Source organism: Streptomyces lycii (assembly GCF_009735685.1).
GTDB lineage: Bacteria > Actinomycetota > Actinomycetes > Streptomycetales > Streptomycetaceae > Streptomyces > Streptomyces lycii.
This window is the reverse complement of sequence record NZ_WHPN01000429.1, coordinates 75,542-93,294: the sequence shown is the minus strand read 5'-3', so window position 1 is coordinate 93,294 and position 17,753 is coordinate 75,542. Positions and strand designations below refer to the sequence as shown.

The 17,753-nt window shown below is 73.6% G+C and carries 13 protein-coding genes; 4 read left to right on the top strand and 9 right to left on the bottom strand.

Annotated elements, in window-relative coordinates; all coding sequences use genetic code 11:
- Both GCU69_RS32055 and GCU69_RS32050 read left to right on the top strand, forming a co-directional pair.
- On the top strand, nucleotides 1-1,109 hold a 1,109-nt coding region (locus tag GCU69_RS32055; protein ID WP_156207957.1), incomplete at its 5' end, for an outer membrane protein assembly factor BamB family protein.
- Nucleotides 1,110-1,303: 194 nt separating this feature from the next.
- On the top strand, nucleotides 1,304-1,822 hold the full coding sequence (locus GCU69_RS32050; RefSeq protein WP_156207956.1) for a hypothetical protein: 519 nt from the start codon (nucleotides 1,304-1,306) through the stop codon (nucleotides 1,820-1,822).
- Between the two features lie 1,646 nt (nucleotides 1,823-3,468).
- On the opposite strand, the gene GCU69_RS32045 is transcribed toward GCU69_RS32050, so the two are convergent.
- On the bottom strand, nucleotides 3,469-3,681 hold the full coding sequence (locus GCU69_RS32045) for a hypothetical protein (RefSeq protein WP_098754710.1): 213 nt from the start codon (nucleotides 3,679-3,681) through the stop codon (nucleotides 3,469-3,471).
- Nucleotides 3,682-3,879: 198 nt separating this feature from the next.
- Nucleotides 3,880-6,807, bottom strand: coding sequence for an AfsR/SARP family transcriptional regulator (locus GCU69_RS32040; protein WP_098754711.1), 2,928 nt, complete (start codon nucleotides 6,805-6,807; stop codon nucleotides 3,880-3,882).
- 253 nt (nucleotides 6,808-7,060) lie between these two features.
- Between GCU69_RS32040 and GCU69_RS32035 the strand changes: the two genes are divergently transcribed.
- A complete protein-coding gene (locus GCU69_RS32035) occupies nucleotides 7,061-7,861 on the top strand; it encodes a class I SAM-dependent methyltransferase (protein WP_156207955.1) in 801 nt (266 codons plus the stop codon).
- Here the strand turns inward: GCU69_RS32035 and GCU69_RS32030 are convergent.
- Together GCU69_RS32030 and GCU69_RS32025 are read right to left on the bottom strand one after the other, a co-directional pair.
- Entirely contained in the window at nucleotides 7,858-8,406 is a 549-nt protein-coding gene (locus GCU69_RS32030; RefSeq protein ID WP_098754712.1) for a DoxX family protein, read from the bottom strand. The two genes, GCU69_RS32035 and GCU69_RS32030, sit on opposite strands and share 4 nt — an antisense overlap.
- A gap of 481 nt (nucleotides 8,407-8,887) precedes the next feature.
- Entirely contained in the window at nucleotides 8,888-10,402 is a 1,515-nt protein-coding gene (locus GCU69_RS32025) for a CehA/McbA family metallohydrolase (protein WP_156207954.1), read from the bottom strand.
- A 405-nt stretch (nucleotides 10,403-10,807) separates the two neighbouring features.
- Here GCU69_RS32025 and GCU69_RS32020 point away from each other — a divergent pair, with 405 nt between their 5' ends.
- Nucleotides 10,808-11,977: a flavin-containing monooxygenase gene (locus tag GCU69_RS32020; protein ID WP_408055871.1), complete on the top strand. Its 1,170-nt coding sequence runs from the start codon at nucleotides 10,808-10,810 to the stop codon at nucleotides 11,975-11,977.
- An 883-nt stretch (nucleotides 11,978-12,860) separates the two neighbouring features.
- Here GCU69_RS32020 and GCU69_RS32015 read toward each other — a convergent pair.
- The 5 genes from GCU69_RS32015 to GCU69_RS31995 form a co-directional block, all read right to left on the bottom strand.
- On the bottom strand, nucleotides 12,861-13,277 hold the full coding sequence (locus GCU69_RS32015; protein ID WP_107644926.1) for a peptidase M23: 417 nt from the start codon (nucleotides 13,275-13,277) through the stop codon (nucleotides 12,861-12,863).
- A 106-nt stretch (nucleotides 13,278-13,383) separates the two neighbouring features.
- Nucleotides 13,384-13,860, bottom strand: a complete 477-nt coding sequence (locus tag GCU69_RS32010) for a hypothetical protein (protein ID WP_098753289.1) — start codon at nucleotides 13,858-13,860, stop codon at nucleotides 13,384-13,386.
- 108 nt (nucleotides 13,861-13,968) lie between these two features.
- A complete protein-coding gene (locus tag GCU69_RS32005) occupies nucleotides 13,969-14,565 on the bottom strand; it encodes a hypothetical protein (protein ID WP_098753290.1) in 597 nt (198 codons plus the stop codon).
- A complete protein-coding gene (locus GCU69_RS32000) occupies nucleotides 14,562-15,131 on the bottom strand; it encodes an RNA polymerase sigma factor (protein WP_235978840.1) in 570 nt (189 codons plus the stop codon). Before GCU69_RS32000 ends, GCU69_RS32005 begins: the two co-directional genes overlap by 4 nt.
- Nucleotides 15,132-15,561: 430 nt before the next feature.
- A complete protein-coding gene (locus GCU69_RS31995) occupies nucleotides 15,562-17,172 on the bottom strand; it encodes an MFS transporter (protein WP_156207953.1) in 1,611 nt (536 codons plus the stop codon).
- Nucleotides 17,173-17,753: the final 581 nt, after the last annotated feature.

Below are 17,753 nucleotides of genomic sequence, written 5' to 3'. Positions count from 1 at the left end.
GGATGTCCAACGACGTCTGGGGCACGCCCGTCGTCGCCGACGACCTGCTCTACGTCACCTCCTTCGAGGTGCACGCGCTGGACGTGGCCTCCGGCCGCCGCCGTTTCAAGACGCGCGACGTCGCCTGGGCGATGTCCGTCTCGGACGGCCGCATCCACGCCTCGGACGGCCCGACGCTGTACTCGCTCGACGCCAAGGACGGCTCCGAGCTGTGGCGCAAGCCCACCGAGGGCTGGGCGTACACGCTGCGCACCGACCACGGCACGGTCCTGACCGCCACCCGCGGCGGCGGCGTACAGGCGTGGGAAGCGGGCAACGGCGAGCGGCTGTGGGAACTGACCGGCGCCCAGACCGACTTCGAGACGCCGGAGTCGGGCCCGCAGCTCCACGACGGCGTGGTCTACGTCTGGGCGGACGGACGGCTCCGCGCCCACGAGGCGCGCACCGGCGCCGAGCGCTGGTCGTACCCGGTGGGCGACGCGGCGTCCTGCGGCGGTGTGCCGGTGCGGCTGCTGGCCGCGCCGGACGGCGTCACATACGTCTGCGCCGGCACCCGGGTGCTGGCGATCGACACCGCACGCGGGGACGTGTGCTGGCGCTTCGAGGCGCCCGCCGCCTTCCTCAGCCCGCCCGCCTTCGCGCCGGGGCCCGCGGTGACGGGCGGCGGCGTCTACGTCGCCGACTATCTCGGCACGGTCTACGCCCTGGACCCCGCCGACGGGCGCGACCGCTGGCGGATCGCCACCGAGTCCCGGCAGTCGATCGCGCCGGTGCTCGTCGCGGACGGCTCGGTGCACGCGGGCAGCGGCAGCGCGCTCTACACCCTCGACGCGGTGACCGGCACCCCGAAGTGGCGCTTCGCCGCGCAGGGCGAGGTGATCGGGGCGCCCGTCGTCGCGGACGGCCGGGTGCACTTCGGGTCGGCGGACCACTGCCTCTACACGCTGGACGCGGGCGGCGGGCAACTGCGCTGGAAGCTGGCGACGGGCGGGGAGATCACCGGCAGCCCGGTGGCGGTGAACGGTGTCGTCTACGCCTGCAGCAAGGACCGGTGCGTGTACGCGCTGGACGCCCTCAAGGGCACCGGGCAGGCCCGCCCGCCTAGGTGACCCGCCCCGGGCTCTCCCCGGGTGCCCCGGACGCCGCCGGGACCGCGCAGGTGGGCCCGGTGGCGTGGCCTGTGACAAGGCTGTGACGGGCCGGTCCCCGGAGCATGACCACCGGCCCGTGCCCCGTTGTTAATGTGACGCGCACTCATCAAGTCGGCCGTTTCCGGCCGTTCTCGTCATCGGGGGATCACCATATGAAGCTTCGCCATGCCCGCGCCGTCGCCGTCTGCGCCGTGGCACTCGTCGCGCTCACCGGAGCCCGCGGTTCCGGTGGCGGAGGATGCGACGGCGGCAGCAGTTCCAGCAGCAGCGGTTCCCACCGGGACAGCGACGACGGTACGGACAGCACGTCCGGCGGCAGCACCGGCGTCACCACGGGAGGCGGCAGCGGGGGCAACAGCGCGCTGCGCGACGTGAAGATCAAGGAGTGCGGCTTCGACGCCGCCGGGAAGAACATGACCGCCACGCTGACCGTGGAGAACGACAGCGCCCTGACGGACTACGAGTACGACATCACGGTCGCGTTCAAGGGCACGGCCGGAGACACCGGCTCCGCCACGGCGACGGCCGGGACCGCGACGGTCACCGACTTCCCGGTGCCGTCCGGCGAGAAGGCCGAGACGGAGGCGACGACGCCGTACACCGGGACGGGCGACGGCTCGGAGGTCACCCGCTGCGAGGTCCGCAGGGCCGGCAGGACCAGCACGGGCTGACGGCCCACAGGAGATGCCGACAGCTCAGCGCTCGCGAGCGCTGAGCTGTCGGCATAAGCCATGCATTCCCATCAGGCTGTGCTGCCTATGGCTAGCACGAAGTCAACGGAAAGCCAGCAAATGCTTCGCGCATGCCGTGCCCGCCTCACTTGGGGAGGGGAACGGGGCGGCTACGGAGTATCGCCGGTCTGGTGGTTGTCCAGAGGCCTAACGTCCCCACCAGTCTGGTGGTTGTCTGCCATCGCTGGAGCAGCAGATCCCAGGGCTGCTGCGATTACGGCCAAGGTGACAACGGTACGCCTGTTCGCGTCATTCCAGCTCCACTTTCCGATCGTTGGGCTCTTGCAGTAATGACTTTACTGATACACGATTCGGCGCACGCAAGCTTCTGGCTGATAACGAACAACATTCGGCGAAATCGCGTAGCGTAAATGGGACTCAGTCCAGATTCGCCACCTTGAGTCAAATTGATATATCGGGCAAGTCGACCAAGAAGTGTCAGAAACACCAGTGACTGACCGTCCACGGCCTTCATGGCGCAGCCTCCGTCGACCTGACAGCCTCGAAGCTGGTCACGTTGTCACTAGCCGTCGGCGCATCTTCCAAGACCGGGAGTCACACCGAACGACGCACAATCCCAAGGGCGCTGATCAGCCTTGACGGGCGGTGACAGTAGTGGCTGCGGAAGGGAGCCTTCGACCGGCGTGCAGGGCTGCGCGATCAGGCCGTGAGCCAGTGCAGTCTGTCCCGCCAAGGCGGGACAGACTGCACTGGCATAGAACAGCCGCAGAGCGTGCGAAGGAGCAGTTTGGGCAAGTCTCTATCTGCACCATCGCGCGGTACGGATGATCACCGGGTACGGCAGGAGTGCGCCCTCGGGTGGGCTACAGTGACAGCGGCCGCCGTAGAGGGCGGAATCAGGTCCTTGCACGATCGCAGGTTGCAGATTTGCAAGCCGTCCACCCACCACCGGATTAACCGATGAGACCGGCTGCGTTCAGCTCTGCCAAGCGGAGACCGTACCGGTGATCGCCTGTCCCGTCCGTTGCCACCGCTCCAGCCCTGTCAGCAAATCCGTCCGAGATTTCCTCAACGAAGCAGCGCAAGGCTACGTACCCGCAAGACGTACAGGACACCACCCTGCGGGTACAGCTGGTTCTGCATCAGCCGTGCGAACTCGGCAGATCCAGGCCCAAGCCAAGCTGGGTCACCACATCGATCACGCTTCAACAGGCGGTGGCATCGCATCGAGTTACAAGCTGTCGCCTAGCTCTGCCGTTCCCGCTACTCCGCTGTTGTCGGAAGGGCTGCGCGGTCAGCAGGCTCGCTGGTGACGTGATGGTCCTGCGTCGAGACATTTTCCGCTGACCCGGAGGGCGGGCCGGCCATCGCGACGGGCATCGCCAAGGCTGACGCGGCTATCGCCACAGCGGCAGTTGCGAGTATTTTCTTGGCGCGAGACAAAGGGACTCCCAGGCGAAGGTCGGAGAACGGTTCCGTGCGGGCAAGCGGATGACTTCCGTCCGGATTGCGCCCAGTGTACGGAAGCCTCCGGATAATGACGTGATTTCCCGATGATCCGGATGCCAAACGGCCGCGGCGGCTCCCCTCCTCGCCGCCGCGGCCACGTTCCCCCTCGTGTCGGCTCAGGGCCTCTCGGTCGTGGCGTGGTGGTCCTGCGTGGTGATCCCCTCCGCGGAGCCTCCGGTGGCGTGGTGGTCCTCGGGGTCGAGGTCCCCACCCGTCGCGTGGTGGTCCCCCTGCGTGGCGAGCTTCTTGACGGTCCCGCCGGTGGCGTGGTGGTCCTCGGGCGTGAAGATGTCGGGCTCACCGGTGGTGGGCGTGGACTTCTCAGTCATGTTCGTTCTCCTGTGGCCGGTTTGGGAGCCGATCAGAAACCGTCCGGCGGCTCCCCCGTGGGCCGCCGGACGAACTCTGCGGGCCGTCACCTTAGTGGCCCGGTGTACTGCCGGATCCGCTAGCCCCCCGACGCGGCGGATCGACAACATGAGAGTGCCGGTTACCGATAAACAACTGATGAACGTCCACGGGACGGCTCAGGCGGCCTGGGCGGGCTCCAGCAGCGACCGGACTTCTGCGGCCTCCGGGGCATTCTCTCGCTCATGGATCACCAGCGCGTCCGACCAGCACGCACGGGCACGGTCCGCCTGACCGAGGCAGGACAGCGCCTTCCCGAGCACGGTGAGGACGTTGCCCCGCCGCCACTCCCCGCCGATGTTGCGCAGTTGCGCCAGCGCCTGCTCGGAATGGGCCGCGGCCTCGGCGGGCCGGCTGGCGGCCAGATGGGCCTCCGCGAGCCGGAAGAGAGTCATGCCCTCCCACAGGCGCTGCCGGTTCTCCCTGAACAGCACCAGGGCCTGGGTGAGCTGGTGCAGCGCCTCGTCGTGCCGGCTCAGCTTGGTCAGCGCAAGCCCGAGCGCGTACTGACCGTTCGCCAGCCGCAGTGAGACGCCGAGGTCCCGGTATATGTCGAGGGCCTGCTGCGCCAGTTCGGCGGCGGCGGTCGCCCTGCCCATGTTGAGCTGCACCCGGGAGAGATTGCTCAGCGCGCTCGCTTCGCCGGGCCGGTTGCTGTCGGCACGAAAGGCGTCGAGGGCTTGGCTCAGGTAGGCCTCGGCGTCCTTGTGCCGTCCCTGGTAGATGGCGATGATGCCACGGTCGTTGGGCGCGAAGCAGAGCGGGAACGGATCCTCCACGCTCTGCCCGATCAGGAAGGCCCGTTTGGCCTCCGCGTCGGCCTCACCGAACCGGCCGGCCACACTGTGGCCATGGGTCAGCACGGTGCGGGCCCGGCCTTCGGCCCTGGCGTCCTCAACTGCGCGAGCGGCGGTGATCACCGTCCGGGCGACCTGTTCGTACTGGTGCGAGAAGGCGCCCGACTCGGCGAGGTCCTGGGTGGCCACCAACAAATCGGCAGCTCTGCGCAGGGTGCTCCGTTCGGAGGCCGTTTGTCGCGCCGTGGCGAGAAGGCTCGCGGCCTCCGAGAAGAGCCAGTCCAGCGCCGAGCCGCTGTCCGCGAACGACAGACCGGTCCGGTGGGTGGGCGACAAGTGATCGACAACCCGGTCGCCGGGCCTCTCCAGCGCGTAGATGCCCGCGGCCGTCGCCAGGTAGAAGTCCAGCAGCCGCGACATCGCGGCATCCCGCTCCGACGGCGGCTGTTCGTCGCGCTCGGCGCACGCACGCGCGTAGAGGCGCACCAGGTCGTGGAAGCGGTACCGGCCCGGCGCGGCGGACTCCAGCAGGGAGGTGTCGACCAGCGACTCCAGCAGCTCCTCCGTCTCGTAGGGGTCCAGGTCCAGCACCGCGGCGGCGGCCGCCAGCGAGATGTCGGGGCCGTCGGCAAGGCCCAGCAGCCGGAAGGCACGCGCCTGCTGCGGCTCCAGCTGGGCGTAGCCGAGTTCGAAGGTGGCGCGGACCGCCAGGTCGCCCGCCTGCAGCTCGTCCAGCCGGCGGCGCTCGTCGGCGAGCTTGGCCGCCAGCACCGAGACCGTCCAGGTGCGGCGCGAGGCCAGGCGGGAGGCGGCGATGCGGATGGCGAGCGGCAGGAAACCGCAGGCGCCGACCACGTCGAGCGCGGCTTCGCGCTCGGAGGCCACCCGCTCCACTCCTACGATCTTGCTGAAGAGCTGGAGTGCCTCCTCGGGACTCATCACGTCCAGGTCGACGAGATGCGCGCCGGCCAGGTCCACCATCCGGGCCCGGCTGGTGACCAGGGCCGCACAGCCCTCGGTGCCCGGGAGCAGCGGGCGGACCTGGGCAGCGTCGCGCGCGTTGTCCAGCAGGACGAGGATGCGGCGGCCGTCCAGGACCGAGCGGTACAGCGCCGCGCGCTCATCAAGGGTGTCGGGGATGGAGGCATCGGCGGTGCCCAGGGCGCGCAGGAAGGCACCGAGAACGGCCTCCGGCTCGGCGACGCGCGAACCCGCACCTTGCAGGTCGACGTAGAGCTGGCCGTCGGGGAAGCGGTCCCGGGCGGCGTGCGCGACGTGCACGGCGAGTGTCGTCTTGCCGACGCCGCCGATGCCCGCGACGGCGGAGACGGCCATCACCCGGCCCTCGGCGGTGGCCAGCTGATCGCTCAGTTCGTTCACGAAGGCGGCACGCCCGGTGAAGTCTGAGACGGTGGCGGGCAGTTGGGCCGGACGGACCAGCGTGAGGGCGCTCTCACCCGTCGGCCCCTCGCTGGGCACGGCGAGCCCGGCGTCACCCTGGAGGATGCCCTGGTGCAGCTCCTTGAGTTCGGTGGAGGGGTCCACGCCCAGCTCGTCGGCGAGCAGCCGCCGGGTGTCGGCGTAGACGGCGAGGGCCTCGGCCTGCCGGCCGCTGCGGTAGAGCGCGAGCATCAGCTGGCCGCGCAGCCGTTCGCGCAACGGGTGGGCGGCGGTGAGGGCGGTCAGCTCGGAGACGGCCTCCGCGTGCGCGCCGGTCTCCAGGTCGAGGTCGAGACGCGATTCGAGGAGCTGGAGCCGCCATTCGGCCAGCCGGTTGCGCTGCGTCTCGGCATACGGTCCGGGAACGCCCGCGAGCGGTTCGCCGTCCCACAGCCCCAGGGCGGCGCCGAGCAGGTCGCGGGCGGAGCGCCGGTCGCCGTTGTGGCGGGCCTTCTCCGCCTTGTGCACGTACTCCTCGGCGATCGCGAGGTCGAACATGCCGTCGCGGGTTCGCAGGGCGTAGCCGCCGGACTCGCTCAGGAGGGTCGTCGAGGCGTCCGGGCCGAAGGACTTCCGCAGCCGGGAGGCGTAGGTGCGCAGCGCGGCGAGCGCGGCGTCCGGCGGCTCCTCCCCCCAGAGCGCGTCGACGAGTTCGGACGCCGTGGCCGTGCGTCCCTGCCGCAGCAGCAGCGCCGCCAGAAGCGCGCGCTGTTGCGGGGAGCCGGTGGGCAACTGCTCGTCGCCGCGCCGGATCCGTACGGGACCGAGCACCGTGAAATACAGTGCGCCCGGTCCGCTGCCACCGTCCATCGCTGCCCCCTGCTGTCGGATACCTCTCGCGCACAGGCCAGTTTGCCTTGCCGGTGACTTCGGCGTCAGTAGTGCCACCTTGTCTCCACAAGGCCCGTACAGGCGTCAACTGTCCGGGCAGGGTCGAGGCTACGTCGGATCGCGGCCCCGGTCTGTGCCATGGCGAGCATTCGTAGGGCGAAAACCGGTCGCACCCGGAACGGGCCCGACCGGATCGTGACACGGGATGCCGTACCGGGGTCTGATGGGGCGTATGAGCGGACTCAGGCGCGAGGGATACGACGGCACCGGACCGGGGGCGTTCACGCCCGACGGGTGCGCGGTGGAGGTCTACGTGCGGATGCCGGCGGGCGACGAGCCGGACATCGTGGAACGGGCGGTGCCCGCCGGTGCGGGCATTCTCGAACTGGGCTGCGGTGCCGGCCGTGTGACGCGTCCGCTGCTGGAGCGCGGCTTCACGGTGACGGCCGTGGACGAGTCGCCCGAGATGCTGGAGCACGTGCGGGGCGCGCGGACGGTGTGCGCGCCGATCGAGACCCTGGATCTGGGCGGTGAGCGCTTCGACGTGGTGATGCTCGCCTCGTTCCTCGTGCACACCGCGGACCCGGAGGTCCGCCGGGGGATGCTGGGCGCCTGCCGCCGCCATGTCGCGGACGACGGAGTCGTGCTGATCCAGCGGGAGCCCGCGGACGCGCACGACAACGTGCCCCGGGAGCGGAAGGTGGCCGGCGGCACCGTCCGGATCGTGTCCGCCGACCCCGTCGCCCCCGGGGTGAACGCGGTCGTCTGCGAGTACGACTTTCCCGACGGCCGGTGGACTCAGACGTTCCGGTCCCGTCCGCTGACCGCGGAGGCGTTCGAGCGGGCGCTGGCGGACGCGGGGCTGGCCGTCGAGTCGTATCTGACCGGGGACCGCACGTGGGTCCGGGCGGTCCCGGTACCGGTGGCGGGTGGCCGGGGTCCCGTCCCGGGCGGCCAAGGTCCCGTTCCGGGCGGCGCGGGTCCGGGCGGGGTTGCGGGCGGCCCGGGCGGCGCCGGGGGCGGGGACGCCTAGCGGCCCGGCAGGGACACCTTCCGGGTGACGGACCGCCTGCGGGCCGGTCCCGTCGCCCGGGCGGTGCGGCGGACCAGGACGGCGTCCCGGCGGGCCCGCTGCGCGGCGTGCTGGGCGGCGTGCTGGGCGCGCCAGTTCAGCGAGGGCTTGCCCCCGGTGTCGGCGGCGGCGATCAGCAGACCGCCGAGCAGGGAAGCGTTCTTGAAGAAGTGGATCTGCTGCTGGGCACGCTCCCCCGGGTCCTCCGCCTCCCAGAACCGGTGCCCCGCGAGGGTCGTGGGGACCAGCGTCACGGCGAGGGCGAGCGCGGACAGCCGCGGCAGCCTGCCGAGCGCGAGCAGGCCGCCCGCGACGACATGGACGGCCGCGTTGATCCGTACGGCCTGCTCGGTGTTCTCGAGGGAGGGCGAGACCCGCTCCGCGATCGGTGCGACCACGGATTCGGCGGAGTCCGCAACGGCTTCGGGATTACGCAGCGTCTGGGCGCCGCCGGAGATGAACACGGAGGCCAGCAGGGGCCGGGCGATCCGTCGCAGTGCAGTCATGCGCTACCCGGTGCCCACGATCGGGCACCTCATGCCCGGGAGGGGCGCGCCCGGCCCGTGCGGCTGGTCCGTGCGGGTGAACGGACGGGGCGGGCGGACGGAGCGGGCGGGCGGCTGGCACGGACGGGTGCACGGGACGGGCGGGTGCACGGGACGGGCGGGTGCACGGGACGGGCGGGTGCACGGGACGGACGGGGTTGCCCCGGACGGGCGGGGTGGGCGGGCGAACGGGGTGAGGCGGGACGGCCGGGACCGCCGGCCCGTGCGATGTGCGGGCGGGTGGACAGGCCGGCCCGTGCGGCGTGCCGGCGGGTGCGGACGAAGTGGGCAGGCCGGCCCGTGCGGCGCGCGGGCGAAGTGGGCAGCCGGGTCCTTACGGCCCACGGGCCGGTCCGTACGCCGTGCAGGCCGGTCCGTACGCCCTACGGGCCGGTCCGTACGGCGTACGGACCGGCCCACCCGCCGTGGCTCCGGGCCCCGGTCAGTCGTCGCCGCCGAGGAACACCGGGTTCGTCATGGCCGCCATCGCCCCCGGCAGGCCGGAGGCGCCGCCGTCCGCCGGGGCGTGCCGCACCTCGGCCCGTACGTACGCCGCGTAGCGGGGCGTGGTCCGCCACTCGGCGGTGCCCTCACCCGATGCGGGCAGCTCCGTGGCGTACAGCTGCCCCTGGTCGGTGACGAACCGTACCGAGCAGCCCGGCGCGCCGGAGACCTCCAGCCGCACCGTCACCGGCTCGTCCCGCTCCGCCCGCAGCCGGCCGCCGATGCCCGCGTGCCGTCCCGGCCCGCCCACGGCGGAGAAGGACAGGCCGACGCGCGAGGACTCCGCGATCCAGCTGCGCCCGGCCCGCAGCCCCTCCAGTACGGACTGCCGCGACAGGTCGTCGGCCAGTACGACGGTCTGCGGCAGGCCGACGTCCTGTCCCTCCCGGTGCGCGTCGCTGTTGCCCATGGCGGGCAGCCAGCTTCCGGGGCGGCTGCCCGCGCGGGCAGCCGCGACGAGGGTGTTGTCCCACTCGGCGATCGAGACCTCGTCGTCCGGGGTGTACGGGCCGTTCCAGACCTCGACGGCGTCGGCGTCGTTCAGGCCGAACTTCCAGTTGCAGCCGATGCAGGTGGCGTGCGGGTGCGCCGGGACGACGAGGCCGCCGGCCCGCCGGATCCGCCGCGCGTAGCGGCCGAAGGCGTTGTCGCGGGCCCGGTAGCGCCAGTCGACGAAGGTGCCGGGGTCGGTGCCGAGGGCCAGCACGTGGCCGTTGCGGGTGGTGACCTCCTCACCGGCGAGCACCAGCAGGTCGTCGCCCCACAGCCCCTCCCAGGCGGCGTGCCCGGAGGACGTGTTGTGCTCGGTGGTGACGATGAAGTCCAGCCCGGCGGCGCGGGCCGCCTCGGCGACCTCGGCGGGGGTGCGCCGGCCGTCGGAGTGCACGGTGTGCAGATGGCAGTCGCCCCGGTACCAGGCCCGGCCCCGGCCGCGCGCCCGCTCCGGCGGGTACACCGGCTCCGGCGTCTCGCCGCCCGCGCCGTACCGCAGGGTGACCGTGACCTCGTAGTCGAGGCCGCGCGGTGCGACGGTGTACGGCGCGACGACCACGTGCCAGGTGCCGGCGCGCACCGGCCCCGCCAGGTAGCCGGGCGTGGCCCGCTCGGCGCTGATGGCGAACTCGGTGCGGAAACCGCCCGACCAGCCCCGGAAGCCGGGACCGCCCAGTTCGGTGCCGCGTTCGTCGAAGATGCCGATGTCCAGGGCGTTGCCCTGGGTGCCGGGCGGCACCTGCGGCTTGTCGTAGCTGTAGGACACGACGATCTCGCGGACGCCTCGCGGGATCTCGACCGGCAGGTACACGTAGTCCGGTGACCCGGTCGGCAGGTGCCCGCGCAGGACCTGCGTCTTCTCGTCGCCGTCGGCGGCCTCCGCGAATCCCACACCGTTCAGTGTGAGCGCGGCGGCGGCGCCCGTCATCAGCAGTCCGCGCCGGCCGAGGGGTCGGTCCATGGCAGGTCTCCCGGGGTCGGGTTCGGGTGGCGGTGCGGACGCTATTGAGGCGCGGTCGCCGCGACAAGGGAAAAGTGGGAGACGTCCGGGTGGCCGGGAGACGTCGCGGGGGCGGGGCGACGCCGTCCGGCACGGCGGTGGGCTGCCCGGCGTCCTGAGCCCGGCGTGGGGCCGCCGGACTCCCGGCCGCGGTGCCGTCACCACCCGCTCACGGAGCACCGTCACCGCCCTGACGCGGAGCACCGTCACCACCCGGCTGCGGAGTGCCGTCACCACCAGCTCACGGAGCACCGTCACCGCCCGGACGCGGAGTGCCGTCACCGCCCGGACGCGCGGCCGCCCGCACGGGTGTCCGGGCGCCCCCGCGCCCCTGTCCCCGGGCGGCGGGACGATACCCTCATGGTCATGCACATGACCGACAACACCCTTACGTCCCCCGTGTACGTCATAGGCGGTGGCCCGGGCGGTCTCGCCACGGCCGCGGCGCTCGGCCGGCTGGGCGTGCGCGCCGTGGTGCTGGAGAAGTCGGACGCTGTCGGCGCCTCCTGGCGCAGGCACTACGACCGGCTGGAGCTGCACACCACCCGCCGGCTCTCCGCCCTGCCGGGCCTGCCGGTCCCGCGCCGGTACGGGCGCTGGCTCGGCCGGGACGACGTCGTCCGCTATCTGGAGGAGTACGCGGAGCACCACCGGCTGGAGACGGTGACGGGTGTCGAGGTGTCCCGGGTGGAGCCGGTCGAACGTGCCGGTGTGCCCGGCTGGCTGCTGCGTGCCACCGGCGGCCGCGAACTGCTCGCCCGGGCGGTGGTCGTCGCCACGGGCTACAACCACACTCCGTACGTCCCGGACTGGGCCGGCCGCGACGCCTGGGGCGGCGAACTGCTGCACGCCGGGCACTACCGCAACGCCGAGCCGTACGCGGGCCGGGACGTGCTGGTCGTGGGCGTCGGCAACACGGGCGCCGACATAGCGGTCGACCTGGCCGAGGGCGGCGCGTCCCGGGTACGGCTCGCGGTCCGCACGCCGCCGCACATCGTGCGCCGCAGCACTGCGGGATGGCCCGCACAGCGCAGCGGCATCCTGGTGCGCAGGCTGCCGCGGCCGGTGGTGGACCGGGTGGCGCGGGTCATGTGCAGGCTGTCGGTGCCGGACCTGGCGGAACACGGGCTGCCGCGCCCCGAGAAGGGCCTGTACACCCGGGTCCGGGAGGGCGCGATCCCGGTGCAGGACGTCGGGCTGGTGGAGGCGGTCCGCTCGGGCGCCGTGGAGCCGGTGGCGGCCGTGGACTCCTTCGAGGACGGCAAGGTGGTGCTGACCGACGGCAGCCGCATCGCGCCGGACGCCGTGATAGCGGCCACCGGATACCGCCGGGGCCTGACCGAACTGGTCGGGCACCTGGGCGTACTGGACGAACGGGGCCGGCCCCGCGCCCACGGCCGGCGCACGCTGCCCGGGGCACCCGGCCTCCACTTCACCGGCTACACCAACCCGATCAGCGGCACGCTCCGCGAAATCGCCCTGGACGCCCACCGGATCGCGAAGGCGGTGGCCCGTACGACGGGCACGGCACGCTGACGTCCGGCCTGCGGGCCGCCACCGGGGCGGGACGCCGACACCAGGACGGCACGCCGCCACCCGGGCCGCACTCTGAACCCCGGCCGGGGCGCCGACACCGGGACGGCACACCGACTCCCGGGCTGCACGCCGAACCCCGGCCGGGGCGCCGACACCGGGACGGCACACCGACATCCGGGGCGCACCCTGACAGCCGGGGCGCACGCTGACACCCGGCCGGCGGGCCGCCACCGGGGCGGCACACCAACACCCGGACGGCACACCGACACCTCCCGGCCTGCGGGCCGCCACCGGGACGGCACACCGACACCCGAGCCGCACGCCGACACCCGGACGGCAGCCCCGGCTCCGGGGCCACGGGGGCGGCGCCCGAGTGGCGGCTCCGGTCCGGCGAGGCGGGCCGGGGTCCGGATCTCCCCCCGCGAGACCCGGACCCCGGCGGCAGCGCCCTCGCTGCCCCGGAGGCAATGTCGCCGCCGCCCCGGAGGAGGCGTCCTCACCGCCCCGGAGGAGGCGACCTACCCGGCCGGCCAACCATCCCCGGCCGGAGGGCGACGTACCGTCCCGAACGGGCCGCCCGGACCGGAAGGCGACGGCACCGGCCCGGACACGGGGCCCTGGCAGGGCGCGGCACCGGACCGGGCGACGGTCCCGACCGGACGGCGGGCCCGACCGGACGACGGTCCCGACCGGACGGCGGGCCCGGCCGGAGGCTCGCCCGAGCCGGACGACGGTCCGGAGCCGACGGCATGCCCGGACCCGACGGCACGCCCGGACCCCACGGTGCCCCGGGGCCGAGCAGCGATCCGGGCGGCCGCCGCACCCGGGCGCCGGGCGGGGCCGGACCGGTGGCGCGGCCACCGGCCCGGCCCCGCGGTACCCGTCAGCAGTCCGGGATGCCCTCGATCTTCTGGCCGCCCTCGAGATAGAGGTTGCTGATCCAGAGGGTGTCGCTGCCACCCGGCTTCTCGACCTGCGTCCACCAGTTGTTGGAACCGACGGCCGGGTCGTTCACCAGGTCGCCCTGCGTCTGGCAGAAGCCGATCAGCGTCTCCGGGCCGACCTTCGCGGGGCTGGGGGCGTTCAGCTCGGGCTCGACGCGGACGTTGACCCCACTGGCCCAGACGTAGACCTCCTTGGCGGCGGCCCGCTCCGTCCCGGCGGCGGCCGGCCCGGTCCCGGCGGCCGCCCGCGCCGGAGCGGCGCCGCTGTCCGCCCGTGCGACCGGGCCGGTCGTGAGGGCCAGGCCGGCGACGGCGATCAGCGCGGCGGCGGTCCTGGTGGCGTTGCGCAGTTTCATGTTGCTCCCCGTGTCTCGTTCTCGGTGTTCCGGCGCCGGTACCGCGCCGGTGTGATGGGCCGGGGGCCGGGCAGGGCCCCCGGAACCGCGGTTGCGGACGTCACGCTCAGGCGCCGCAGACCGGGACGCCCGGCAGCTGGTCCTCGGCGACGTCGACGTAGTGGCTCGCGACAAAGCCGCGGCTGTCGCCGATCGAGGCGTAGACCCACCACGGGTTGCCGCCGACCGGCTCGCCCTGCTTCTGACAGGCGGCCTCGAAGCGGTCGCCGGGCTGCAACTGTCCGGCCACGACCGGGCAGTTGGCGACCGACGGGTGGCTGTCGCAGCGGGCCGGGTCGCCCGGGTTGTCCCGCATGTTGACGTCGGTCGCCCAGACCGTGAAGCTCGCCGCGGCCTTCACCGGGCCGCTGGTCACGGCCTTCGCCGAAGCCGTGGCCGGCGCCGCGGGCGCCGTGGCGTCAGCGGCGGCGCCCGAAACGGCGTCAGAGGCAGCGCCTGAGGCGGCGTTCGCCGTCCCGGCGACGCCTCCGGCCGTCAGTGCGGTCGCGGCCAGGGCGGCGGCAAGCAGGGCACGTACGCGCATGGTGGTTCTCCCCGTTGTCGTGTGGCGTGCGGTCCTTTCACCCGGCACACGACCGGCGGCACCCCGCTGTACGACACCGCGACGGGTGACCTGTGTCACACCACGGGATCAGCCCGTGCCCCGCCGCCGGGACTCCTCGGCCGTACACGTGCGGACCTCGGCCGTGTTGCGGGTGCGCACGCCCGGCAGCCAGCCCTCGACGCCGTTCTCCGACACCAGATACCAGCGGCTCGACGAGACCCCCTCCTCGTCCTCGACCAGCGTGCCGTCGGCGACCACGCAGAGCGCCGTCATGCTGTCCCCGTGCCACACCCGGCCCGCCCGGTTCCCCTCGGCCGCGTAGACCGCGTACGGATCCTTCGCCAGCCGCAGGGAGCACTCGACGGTGCGCAGTTCGCGGCACGCCTCCTCGGCGTTGTGCACCGTGACGGTCACCGGTCCCGGCCCGGCCGGCGGCCCGTCCGCCCGGTCCGGACGCGCGAGCCACCAGGTGCCGAGGACGACCAGCGCCACCAGCACCGCGGCGGCACCCGCCACCAGCGGCGGCAACCGGCGCGGCAGGGATGGCCGCCGGACCGGGGCGGCCGGGGCGGTGGCGCCGACCCGGTCCCACAGGCCCGCCGGTGTCCCGATGGACTCGTCGGCGGCGCGGAGCCGTTCGCGCAGTGCCGCCGCGGTCTCCTCGTCCGGCAGGTCACCCCTCATGACGCCTCTCCTTCGGAGTTCCGGTCGGCCCGGGCCGGCGCGGACGGTGCGCCGAGTTCCGCGCGCAGCTTGCCGAGGGCCCGCGCCCGGTGCCGGGCGGCGGTCCCCCGGTGCACGCGCAGGATGTCCGCGGCCTGGTCGATCGTGTAACCGTCCAGGTCGACGAGGATCACGACTCCGGCCTGCCGGGGCGTCAGCCGCCGCAGCAGCCGTACGGTTTCCAGCTCCGCGCGCCGGTCCTCCATTCCGCCGTCCCAGTGCCCTCCGCCGGGCGCGGCAGCGGGGGCGGAGCCGTCCACGTCCTCGACCAGCACCTGGCGCCGCTCGCGCCGGTGGGCGTCCCGGAAGACGCTCACCAGCGCGTTGAAGGCGTAGGCGTACGGCTCGGGATGTGCCAGGAAGCGGCGCGGGCGGCGCGCGAGCTTGAGATAGGCGTCGTGCACCACGTCCTCGGCCGACTGTCTGCCACCGGTGAGCATGACGGCCCGCCGGTAGAGTCTCGGCAACAGCGCGCAGAACACCTCGTCGATCGGCGAACCCGTCTGCGCGTCAGGCGCGTGGTCCACTGAGTGCTTTCCCTCCCGGACGACCGGCGGCCAGGGTAACCGCCCGCTTCCGGACGACGATCACGGGCCGCACGGAACCGGTGCCCCGCCGAACGGACGGCCCGAACGCAGGGCCTTACACGCGGCCGTACGCACGGCCGAACACGCGACCGTACGCGCGACCGAACGAACTGCCGGGTTGACGGGCCCGCACGGCGGGTTGGCCGGCGGACCGGCGACCGGGTGACGGGCCGGGCGGCCGGTCCGCGGACGGGCGGCCTGGCGAGCCGACCGGCCGACGGGACGGACGGGGGAGCCGGACGGCGGATGACGGACGGCCGGGCGGTGGACGGCCGAGCGGTGGACGGCCGGGCGGACACAGGGCGGCCGTCGGGCGAACGGACGGACGGACCCCGGCGCCGCCGCCCTCACCCGTGGAACGCCGCCGCCCTCACCCGTGGAGCGCCGCCGTCCGCTCCGGGCTCCGCCGGATGACCAGTGCCATGAGCGCCGCCACCGCGCACAGCGCCCCGGACGTGTACCAGGCCGTGTCGTAGGAGCCGGTGACGTCGCGCACCAGACCGGTCAGGAAGGCCACCAGGCCCGCCCCGACCTGGTGGGCCGCGAGCACCCAGCCGAAGACGATCGCCCCGTCCGCGCCGAAGTGCTTGCGGCACAGCGCGACGGTCGGCGGCACGGTCGCCACCCAGTCCAGTCCGTAGAAGACGATGAAGAACAGCATCGGCGGCTGCACGGAGCCGACCAGCAGCAGCGGCAGGAACAGCAGCGAGACGCCGCGCAGCCCGTAGTAGACGGCGAGCAGCCCGCGGGGGTCGAAGCGGTCGGTGAACCATCCGGAGGCGATCGTGCCGACCAGGTCGAAGACACCGATGACGGCGAGCAGCCCCGCGGCGGTGGTCACCGGCATGCCGTGGTCGTGCGCGGCGGGTACGAAGTGGGTGCCGATCAGCCCGTTGGTGGAGGCACCGCAGATCGCGAAGGTACCGGCGAGCAGCCAGAAGGCCTTCGTACGGGAGGCGTCGCGAAGGGCACCGAGGGCCCGGGCCGCCGCACCGCCGCCAGGTACGGGAACGACCGGGCCGCCGGCTCCGGAGACGGCCACCGGCCGTGCATGCCGCGGGTCGTGCGCCTCCTGCGGATCGTGCACCTGCCGTGCGTCGTGCGCCCGCTTCGCGTTGGACGCGTTGTCGGGGCTGTGCGCGCGCTGAGAGACGTGCACGGGCGGGGCACCGGGCGCGGACCGGGAGTCGGGCTCGTGCTGCGGGTTGGGCCCGTGTTGCGGAGTGGGCCCGTGCCGCGGGTTGGACTCGTGCTGCGGGGTGTGTACGTCCCGCGCGTCCCCGTCGTGGCCGCTCGCGCCGTAGCGGGTGGTGCCGACGTCCTCCGGCCGGTCGCGCAGCAGCCACAGCACCAGGGGGACGACGGCCAGTGCCGCGAAGGTGACGGACAGGGTGGCGGGCCGCCAGCCGTGGCGCTCGGTGAGCCAGGCGACCAGCGGCAGGAAGACCAGTTGGCCCGCCGCGCCACCCGCGGTGAGGACCCCGGTGACCAGACCCTGCCGGGCGTCGAACCAGCGCCCCACCACCGTGGCGACGAACGCGAGCGCCATGGACCCGGTGCCGAGCCCCACCAGCACGCCCCAGCAGAGGATCAGCTGCCAGGAGGCGTTCATGAAGACGGTCAGTCCGCTGCCCGCCGCGACCAGCAGCAGGGCGGAGGCCACCACCTTGCGCATCCCGAAGCGCTCCATCAGCGCGGCGGCGAAGGGCGCGGTCAGTCCGTAGAGCACGAGATTGACCGAGACGGCCGCGGAGATCGTGCCGCGCGACCAGCCGAACTCCGTGTGCAGCGGATCGATCAGCACGCTTGGAGCGGCCCGGAAGGCGGCGGCGCCGACGAGCGCGACGAAGGCGACCGCTGCCACCCACCAGGCGCGGTGCACCCGGCCGGGGCGCCGGGGTGCCGGGACGGACGATGGCTGCTCCGACGCGGGCGGGGCGGCGGGCGGGACGGGCGCCGGGGTACCGGAAGTCTGGGTCACCGCTCCAGTCTCGGGGGCGGGCATTGCCTGTTCGAGTGGCCCGGAGGACACTGTTCGCCAGGATCGGGCCATGGGCTCCGCGCGCCGGCCCGGTTCCTCCGGCGGACACGGTGACGACCCGGACCGGCGGACACCCCGCCGACCGGACGACGGCCGGCAGACGAGAGACACGGCACGCGGCGGGAACAGCACGCGAGACGAACGGCAAGCGGCAGGAGCACAGCGACGGGAACGGAGCCCGGGCGAAGCGGCGCACGGGCGGACCGGCGCGGCGGGCGGACCGGCGCGGCGGACGGACCGGCGCGCGGACGACGGCGGACGGGAGCAGGCGATGAGGACGGACGGAAACGAGCCGTGACGGCGCACAGCGAAACGGACGGGGCCGACGGCAACCACCGGACCAACGGCACCCACCCGACCGACGGCGGCCGCAAAGGCAACGACGCACCGGCCGGACGCCGAAGACCGGCCGGAGGCCAGGAACAAGAACAGGAACAGGAACCAGCCGAGGGCCACGGACCGGCCGGAGACCCCGGACCGCCCGGAGGCAACAGACCGCCCGCAAGCCGCCGACCCGCCGG